Origin of the sequence: Bellilinea sp., assembly GCF_034432615.1 — a bacterium.
GTDB lineage: Bacteria > Chloroflexota > Anaerolineae > Anaerolineales > Anaerolineaceae > Bellilinea.
Genome location: NZ_DAOUBL010000378.1, coordinates 1 through 8,992 on the forward strand (window position 1 = coordinate 1; position 8,992 = coordinate 8,992).

6 protein-coding genes and 1 pseudogene are annotated in these 8,992 nt (G+C 52.2%); 6 read left to right on the plus strand and 1 reads right to left on the minus strand.

Annotation, left to right across the window (positions count from 1 at the left end):
• The 5 genes and pseudogenes from VAE48_RS16720 to recJ all read left to right on the plus strand — a co-directional run.
• Positions 1-189 (plus strand): annotated as a pseudogene (locus VAE48_RS16720) (hypothetical protein); the annotation flags it as partial.
• The gene (locus VAE48_RS16725) at positions 186-2,306 is read left to right on the plus strand and encodes a hypothetical protein (RefSeq protein ID WP_322794476.1); all 2,121 of its coding nucleotides are present in this window, start codon (positions 186-188) and stop codon (positions 2,304-2,306) included. The pseudogene VAE48_RS16720 and the gene VAE48_RS16725, both read left to right, overlap by 4 nt.
• On the plus strand, positions 2,299-4,566 hold the full coding sequence (locus VAE48_RS16730; protein WP_322794477.1) for an ATP-dependent helicase: 2,268 nt from the start codon (positions 2,299-2,301) through the stop codon (positions 4,564-4,566). Before VAE48_RS16725 ends, VAE48_RS16730 begins: the two co-directional genes overlap by 8 nt.
• Positions 4,550-5,374, plus strand: a complete 825-nt coding sequence (locus tag VAE48_RS16735; RefSeq protein WP_322794478.1) for a PD-(D/E)XK nuclease family protein — start codon at positions 4,550-4,552, stop codon at positions 5,372-5,374. Before VAE48_RS16730 ends, VAE48_RS16735 begins: the two co-directional genes overlap by 17 nt.
• Positions 5,374-7,710 carry a single-stranded-DNA-specific exonuclease RecJ gene (gene recJ / locus VAE48_RS16740; RefSeq protein ID WP_322794479.1) on the plus strand — a complete coding sequence of 779 codons (2,337 nt, stop codon included), beginning with the start codon at positions 5,374-5,376 and terminating at the stop codon, positions 7,708-7,710. Before VAE48_RS16735 ends, recJ begins: the two co-directional genes overlap by 1 nt.
• Here the strand turns inward: recJ and VAE48_RS16745 are convergent.
• On the minus strand, positions 7,707-8,387 hold the full coding sequence (locus VAE48_RS16745; protein WP_322794480.1) for a TIGR00266 family protein: 681 nt from the start codon (positions 8,385-8,387) through the stop codon (positions 7,707-7,709). The two genes, recJ and VAE48_RS16745, sit on opposite strands and share 4 nt — an antisense overlap.
• Before the next feature lie 215 nt (positions 8,388-8,602).
• Between VAE48_RS16745 and rpsF the strand changes: the two genes are divergently transcribed.
• The gene (gene rpsF / locus VAE48_RS16750) at positions 8,603-8,887 is read left to right on the plus strand and encodes a 30S ribosomal protein S6 (RefSeq protein WP_322794481.1); all 285 of its coding nucleotides are present in this window, start codon (positions 8,603-8,605) and stop codon (positions 8,885-8,887) included.
• Positions 8,888-8,992: the final 105 nt, after the last annotated feature.

Genomic DNA, 8,992 nt, shown 5'->3' on the forward strand with positions numbered 1-8,992 from the left:
TATGCCGCCTATCGCGGTGAATGGGATGCAACTCGCCGCGCATACCGCTACTTCAAATTAGAAGAAGCCGGTAAAAGCCTGCGTATCCCTTTGCCCAATTCCCATCGCGCTGCTGATGATGCCCGACTGACCCGCGCATTGCTATACGCAATCGGCGGCATGGATTATTCATTCGGTAAACCGGAATGAGCCTGCCAGAATTATTTTCCACTCAAAGCGCCATCGCCCAGACCCCCTTAAACCGTAAAATTTTTTTACGGGGTGAACCCGGCAGCGGTAAAACCACCGCCGGTCTGGCACGTTTGGCATACCTGTTGGATAAAGGCGTACCGGCGGAGCAGATTCTTATTCTGCTCCCCCAGCGCACCCTGGCCAGACCATATCACGACTATATAACACAAAACCCTCTTCCGCCGGGTGGGATACCCACCATCGTAACGCTGGGTGGTTTGAGCCAGCGCACAATTCAATTGTTCTGGCCAGCCATCAGCAGCGAAGCAGGTTTTGCCCAGCCCCATCAACCGCCTTTGTTTCTCACACTGGAAACTGCCCAGTACTACATGGCCAAAGTAGTTGAGCCGTTTCTAGAGCGGGGTTATTTTGAACAGCTGGTGATTGACCGTAATCGTCTGTACTCCCAATTGCTGGATAATCTTAACAAAGCCGCCCTGGTTGGTTTTGCGTATACCACGCTTGGCGACCGGTTGAAGCAGGCCTGGAATGGTCAGCCCCAGCACCTGATTTTGTTCGATCAGGCGCAGGAATGCATCAATGCTTTTCGAAACTACTGCCTTGAACATAATCTACTCGATTTTTCCTTACAAATTGAGTTGTTTTTACATCATCTCTGGCGCTCTTTTCTGGTGCGAAATTACCTGCAAAGCCATTACCGCCATCTGATTTACGATAATGTGGAAGAGGATGCCCCTGCCGCCCATGATGTCGTTCGGGATTGGCTGCCGGTATTCGAATCAGCCCTGCTGATTTATGACCAGCAGGGTGGTCACCGCATTTTTCTGGGGGCTGATCCACAATCGGCTGCGTCGCTGGCCGGTTTGTGTGATGACATTGTTGAATTTCCGCCCAGCCTGATTTGCCCTCCGGCGATTCGCCAGTTCCAATTCGCCCTTGTCAAAGCCGTGCAGCGCGACTTGAAAATGGATGATGTCTCACCCCAAATCAAAACTGCATTCACGCATCTACCCGCCCGTTTTTACCCGGAAATGGTGGATATGGTTAGCAGCACCATTCACCAACTGGTGCATGAAAAGCAGGTTGCACCCGGAGAAATTGCAGTGCTTGCGCCGTTTGTCTCCGATTCGTTGCGCTTTTCACTGATGAACCGCCTGGAACAATATCAGATACCTGCCCGCTCTCACCGCCCCTCGCGCAGCCTGTATGACGAACCGGCTGTTCGCACCCTCATCACGCTGGCAAAGCTGGCACATCCGCATTGGAAAATGCCTCCCACCCGTGAGGAAATCCGCGCTATGCTGGTGCATTGTATTGAAGACCTTGACCTTGTCCGCGCCGATTTGTTGATGCAGATGGGAACGGCGCCCAAAGGCTCACCTTTTGCCTTGCGTCCTTTTGAGGAAATTCGTGGAGAAGGAAGAGAAAGAATCACCTATTCAGCCGGATTGCGTTATTCGCGGCTGCGTGCCTGGCTTGTGAACTACATTGAGCAGCAAGAAGAACAGGAACTGGATGTGTTTTTTGCCTTTTTGTTTGGTGAAGTATTATCCCAGCCTGGCTATGGTTTTCACGAACAACTGGACAATGCAGCAGTAACTGCCCGGTTGATTGAATCCATTCAAAAATTTCGCCAGGTAATTGAACCGGTGCGCAGCCAGCAGCCCGACTTTTCGGTCGGGCTGGAATACCTCAACATGGTCAGGCAAGGGGTGATCTCGGCGCAGTATTTACTGCCCTCAGATGAGGAAGATGCGGTGTTAATTTCTCCGGCTTATTCCTTCATCATCAGCAACCGTTCTGTTCGCTTTCAGTTTTGGTTGGACTGCGGCAACATTGGCTGGTGGGAACGCCTGTATCAACCCCTTACCCACCCCTACATCCTCAGCCGTCACTGGGCGGCGGGAAGATTATGGACGGATGCTGAGGAATACGAAACCAATCAGCAATCCCTGATGCGCATCATCTACGGCTTAACTTACCGCTGCCGTGATCAAATCTTCCTCTGCACCAGCCGGGTGAATGAACGCGGCGCCGAGGAGCGCGGCGCTTTGCTGCTGGCTTTTCAGGGGTTGCTGCGCAGGCTGCACCAGCGGGAGCAAGCCCATGAATAACCGCCATCAACCCCGCCCCAAACAATCTCAAATTCTGGATTATTCCGGCGGCTGGATGGGAGTATCTGCCGTTCCGGGCAGCGGTAAGACTTATACACTTTCATTGCTGGCTGCCCAAATCATCACCGGCGGGTTGATCGGTGAAGAACAGGAAGTTCTGATCGTTACGCTGGTCAATTCAGCCGTAGATAACTTTGCCAGTCGGATTGGTTCCTTTGTTGAGCAATTCGGTTTGATGCGCGATATGAATTACCGCGTTCGCACCCTGCATGGGCTGGCTCATGATATTGTGCGTGAGCGTCCCGATCTGGCCGGCCTTTCTGATCGTTTCAGCATTGCCGACGACCGGGATAGTGATGAAATCGTCAAAGCCGCAGTTTCAGGATGGATTCGATCTCACCCGGAATTTTTACTGGAGTGGACCAACCCGGCTTTCAATCTTCAAAAAAACTCTGACCTGCCCAGGAAGTGGGAAGATTTACTGGTAAAGTTAGGTCGTGCTTTTATCCGTCAGGCAAAGGATTTGCAGCTTTCGCCACAACAACTGCGCGACCGGTTGAACAGCACGCATTATAACCACTCCCTGCTTCAATTTGGACTGGATATTTACGAAGCCTATCAACGCGGGCTGATTCTCCGCAGTCTGATTGATTTTGATGACCTCATCACGCTGGCGCTCAGTGTATTGATGACCGATTCGGATTACTTGCAGCGATTGCGGCATCGCTTCCCCTATATTCTGGAGGATGAAGCCCAGGACAGTTCCCGCTTGCAGGAAGAAATCCTGCGCCGGCTGGCTGGAGAAGAAGGCAACTGGGTGCGGGTGGGAGATCCCAATCAGGCAATTTATGAAACCTTCACGACCGCCAGCCCTGAATATTTGCGCCGTTTTCTCAAACTCAATCGCGTCAAAGCCTGTGACCTGCCCGATTCGGGACGCTCAACAGCCAGCATTATCCATCTGGCTAACGAACTAATCCGCTGGACGATGGAAGACCATCCGGTTGAAGCATTGAGGAACGCGCTGACCCCGCCCTTCATCCGACCCACCCCACCGGGTGACCCGCAGCCAAATCCTCCGGATGACCCCAATGAAATTTATCTTTTCTTAAAGAAATTTTCTCCGGATGCAGAAATCAAAGCCGTCGTTGATTCGCTCAGGCGCTGGCTTTCGCAGCATCCGGATCAAACCGTGGCGGTGCTGGTGCCCCGCAACGAACGCGGCAGCAAAGTGGTCAACTCGCTGAAAAACGCCGGTCTGCCTGTCATTGAATTGTTGCAATCCAGTCAGACGACCCGACAAACCGCCGCAGCGCTGGAAAAAATTCTCAAAAGTCTGAACAAAGCCGCCGATTCCCGCTTACTGGGAGATGCTTTCAAAGAAGTGGTACGATTCCTTTACCCGGATAACGCCCTTGATAATGCCGTTGTCCAGCAAGCAGCACAATTGTTGGTAACCAATTCCTTCCCGGAAAACTACCTCTACCCTCGCGTCGAAACCAACTGGTTAGATGAGCTGCACGCACACCAGGCTTTACCCCCACAAGTCATCCAAATTCTGGAAGACTTTGCACTACTCATGCGCCGCTGGCAGCAGGCCATTTTACTGCCGATTGACCAGTTACTTCTGACCATCGCTCAAGACATCTTCCGTGAACCTACCCAGCTGGCGCTGTCACACAGCCTTGCCTTACTGCTGGGGCGCACTGCCCAGCGTCACCCCGACTGGCAGCTGCCGCAATTTACCGAGGAATTGGGGGCAATTGCCCGCAACGAGCGGCGCATCCTTGGTTTCAGCGATGAAGAACCGGGCTTTGACCCCGATGAACACAAAGGCAAAGTTGTGGTCGCTACCATTCACAAGGCCAAAGGGTTGGAATGGGATCGGGTTTACCTGATGTCGGTCAACAATTATGACTTTCCCTCTGCTCAAGGATTTGACCATTACTACTCTGAAAAATACTTTATCCGTAACCAGCTCAATTTAGAGGCCGAAGCGCTCAACCGATTGAAAGCTCTTGCCAATGGGGAGCTGACCACACTGTATCTGGAAGAGGGAATTGCTACCCAGCAAGCCCGGCTGGATTATTGCGCTGAGCGCCTGCGCTTGTTATATGTCGGCATCACCCGCGCTCGCCGTTCTTTGATTATCACCTGGAACACGGGTAAAAACACCCAGGGCGGCGAGAACTCCCCCGCTTTGCCCTTTGTCCATCTCCAAAAGTTCTGGGAGGAATACCGTCGTGAAATTTCCATCTGATTTTGCCTTCAGCCAGAATAATTTACAGGATTTTGTTGAATGCCCCCGCCGTTTTGAATTACGCTACCTGTTGCGTCAACCCTGGCCAGCCATTCAATCACAGCCGGTGCTGGAACACGAACAACACCTGCGCCGCGGGGAAATTTTTCATCAGATGGTTCAGCAGCACCAGATTGGCTTGCCAGTCCCACAAATCAGTACACAGGCTTATGATCAAACCCTGCTGGGATGGTGGGAAGATTATCTTGGCAGCCAGCCGCAGCCCTTACCTGAACATCGTTTCATCGAACACATGCTGCAAATCACTCACGGTGGTTACCGCTTCATTGCAAAATATGACCTGATCGCCATTCAACCCGGCGAAAAAATAATCATTGTGGACTGGAAAACCGGCCGGCGAAAACCACCGCACCGCGTTCTCTCCCGCCGCATTCAAACCCGGCTGTACCCATTTCTTCTATGGAAGTGCTCCAGCGCGTTTGATAAAACCATCTCCTATTCGCCAGAACAAATCGAAATGATTTACTGGTTCACCGCCGATCCGCTCAGCCCCGAGCACTTCCAATATTCCCAAAAACAGGCCGACCTGGATGGTGAGTACCTGCTCGAACTGACTCGTCAGGTTGAACACTGCGCACAGACTGTATTCCCGCTCACTTCCCAGGAACAGCAATGCTCCTTGTGTGTTTATCGTTCACTGTGCAACCGCGGTGTAGCTGCAGGCAGCATGGATGATGAAATGGACAATGAAGTGGACGAGGATAATCTGGACATTGCCTTTGATCAAATTGGCGAGATTGAGTTTTAATGAAACGGCTTTTTGCAGGTATCGAACGCATCTGGCTGGACGCCGAAGACCCTCCCCTCCCACCTTCCATTCGGCAGCTGGCAGGGGAAAACCTCCTGCTGGGGCGCACACTTGCCCGGCGCGGATTCAAATCATTTGAAGATGCACGCGCCTTTCTGGATTATCACTTTTACCACCCCGCCGACCCGTATGAAATGCCGGATGTGGAAAAAGGGGTGAAATTAATCCAAACCGCCATCCTTACCGGAAAGAAAATTGGGGTATGGGGCGATTTTGACGTGGATGGCCAGACCGCCACCACCTTGCTGGTTGCAACGTTGAAATCACTCGGCGCAGAGGTACAATACTACATTCCGGTACGTGAGCGCGAATCGCACGGCGTTCACCTGGATGGGTTGGAACGGATGATCGCTGATGGGGTACAAATCGTCCTCACCTGTGATACAGGCATCAGTGCACACCACGCCGCTAACTTCTTACGCCAGCGCGGCATTGGGCTGGTGATTACCGATCATCACACCCTGCCCGAGCAGCTTCCCGAAGCGGATGCGGTCATTAACCCCCAGCGCCTTCCGGAAGATCATCCCATGCACAGTCTTGCGGGGGTTGGCACGGCCTTTGTCTTTGCTCAAGCGTTGTGCAAAGAAATGGGGAGGCCCGAACTGGTCGAGGAGCATCTCGATCTGGTGGCTTTGGGCTGTGTAGCCGATGTAGCGATTCTGCGTGGGGATACCCGTTACTGGGTACAGCGCGGCCTGGAACTCATGCGTAATCCTCGTCGCCCAGCGCTTCTGCAACTGATGCAAAACGCAGAAATCACCCCGGCGCATTTGAATGAACAGCACATCGGCTTCAGTCTTGCCCCCCGCCTGAATGCAATCGGGCGGTTGGGAGATGCCAACCCGGTTGTCGAGTTCCTTTCCTCAACCAATTCACAAGCCATTGCCGTCTTTGCGACCCAACTGGAAGGTTACAACAGTCAGCGCCGTTTTCTCACCGAACAGGTCTTTCTGGCAGCTTTGCAGCAAATTGATCAAGACCCACGGGTGCTGGAGTATGCGGTGCTGGTCCTGCATCACCCCGAATGGCCAGGCGGAATCAACGGGATTGTTGCCAGCCGGTTGGTGGAAATTTTTCAGCGCCCGGTAATTTTATTGAGTTCACCCCCCGGCCAACCCATGCGCGGTTCGGCCCGTTCAACCGAAGGCATCAACATCACAGCGGCTATTGCCAGTGCGCAACACCTCCTCATTGGTTTCGGGGGACATCCCATGGCTGCCGGTCTGGCATTGCCAGCCGAAAACTTCCTTGAATTTCGACGTTTGGTATCCGCGCATGTCGAATTGCAGCGCGCCCAAAACCGGCAAAAGCCGGTTCTCACGATTGATGCGTGGGTAAAAATCGGGGAACTAAATCTGGATTTCATTCTGGAGCTGGAAAGGCTGGCCCCATTTGGGGCAGGCAACCCGCCTCTGGTTTTTGCCAGCCGCAATCTCACATTACTGGATTCAGCCCCGATCGGTAAAACACAGGAACACCTGATGACCATTGTCGAGGATGAAGAGGGAAATACTCGCCGCGTGATCTGGTGGCAAGGCGCCCGCTCTATACTTCCCGAGGGGCGTTTTGATCTGGCTTATCACGCTCGCCCGGTCAACTTTGGCGGCGATTTGGAAGTGCAATTGGAGTGGATTGTTGCCCGCCCCCTGGAAACTGAAACAATTCACCTGTCTGACGCGAACCGCCGCGAAGTAATTGACCTGCGATCCTCTGAGGATGCCCTGCGGGAACTTGATCGGCTGACTATCCCTGCCGATCAAATTCTCTTCTGGGCTGATGGAGAATTCGCACTTGACCTTAAAGTCAAACAGCGCTGGGAGCTTGCCCCGGCCGAAACGCTGGTCATCTGTTCACCCCCTCCTTCTCAGAAAATCTTATCCGACTCAATTCAAAAAGTTCTCCCAAAACGAATCATTCTATGTTCGCTTGCCCAACCGAATGATAAACCTCAGTCTTTTTTACAGGCGTTAACCGCTATGATTCGCTACGCAATTAAGCAGAATGGGGGCAAAGCGCAGATTCCTCGCATGGCAGCTGCATTGAATCAGCGTGAAGAAACCATTCTCGCCGGGGTGGATTGGTTGGTTTGCAAAGGATTCATCCGTATTCTTTCACGAGAGCCGGATTTTCTCATCATCGCTGAAGGCGGGGTGCCAGATCCTTCACAGTTAAGAGATAAAGAAGCGCGGCTTCGATTTTTACTCGAGGAAAGCCGCGCATTTCGTGAATTTTACCAGCAAGCCTCACCAGACAGCCTGATTAAGGAAAAACCCTAATCACTGGAGCGTTTGGGAATTTTGGGAAGCAGCCAGTTGAGGAAAGCGCCTTCACTGCGGGTTTGAAGCAAAACCCTGCCAGGGCCGGTTAAATCAACCACCAGACCTTCGCCACCCAGCACGGTGGTTTTTAATCCGCCTATTGCCCGTACTTTAAAGCCCATTCTTTCGCTGAACGCCACCAGATGTCCGGTGTCCACAGTATAAGTTTCGCCGGCAGCCAGGTCCAGCTCATGAATGGCGCCGTAACTGGAAAGGATCAACGTTCCTGCGCCGCTGCAGCGCAGCATGATCAGACCCTCACCGCCAAAAAATGTGCGCGCCCCAGACCATTTGGTATCGGTTACAACACCTTCCGAGGAGGCCAAAAAAGAACCAGACTGAACTAGGTAGGTTTCATTGGTCAACTCAGTCGTAAAAACATCCCCGGGCAAAGTTGGCGCCAGCAACAGTTCTCCGCCGCGAGCACCTGACCGGAAAGTGTTCACAAAAAAGGACTCGCCGCCCAGTACCGACCGCGCCAGTGATTGCAAAAGGCCGCCCCGCATTTTTGTTTCAACCTGAATATCCGCAGACATGCCTACCATCGCACCGCTTTCAGCGATCACGGCTTCGTTTGGATCGAGCAGCACCTTCGCAATGGAATAAGAGGGACGGAAAAGGATTTCGACTTTCATACCAACATCTCCTTCATATAGAAATTATGTGTATACTGTATCAGAATTTTAAGGTTTTATATCCATTAAATATTTTTTAATTGTACCTACCCAAAAAAGTGGTTTTATAGTAAACTACATCGGCTTGCAACACAGAACAACATGGTTGCTTTCCGCTCTTTGACCTGCCTGCGGCGGGAGCAAAGGGCAATCCCAAGGAAAGGAGGAATCCCTTCATGCGCAGCTACGAGTTGGTCTTCATCCTCCAACCAGAACTGGACGATACAGCCGTTGAAGGACTGGTCGAAAAAGTCAAAGGTTGGATTACAGAAGCCGGCGGCACGGTTAGCAAAATTGATCGCTGGGGAAAACGGCGTTTGGCTTATCCGATTAACAAACGCCGCGAAGGCCAGTACATTTTGTTTGACATGAATATGCCGCCCGCTTTTAGCAGCGAACTGGAACGCAATTTGCGCTTTCAGGAACAGGTAATGCGCTTCTTGATCGTTAATCGCGATTAAGACAAACTCAGGTTCAACAAATGTACTTTGGGAGAATATCATGAGCCGCGGTCTTAACAAAGTCATGATCATCGGCCATTTGGGACGCGATCCGGAAATGCGTTA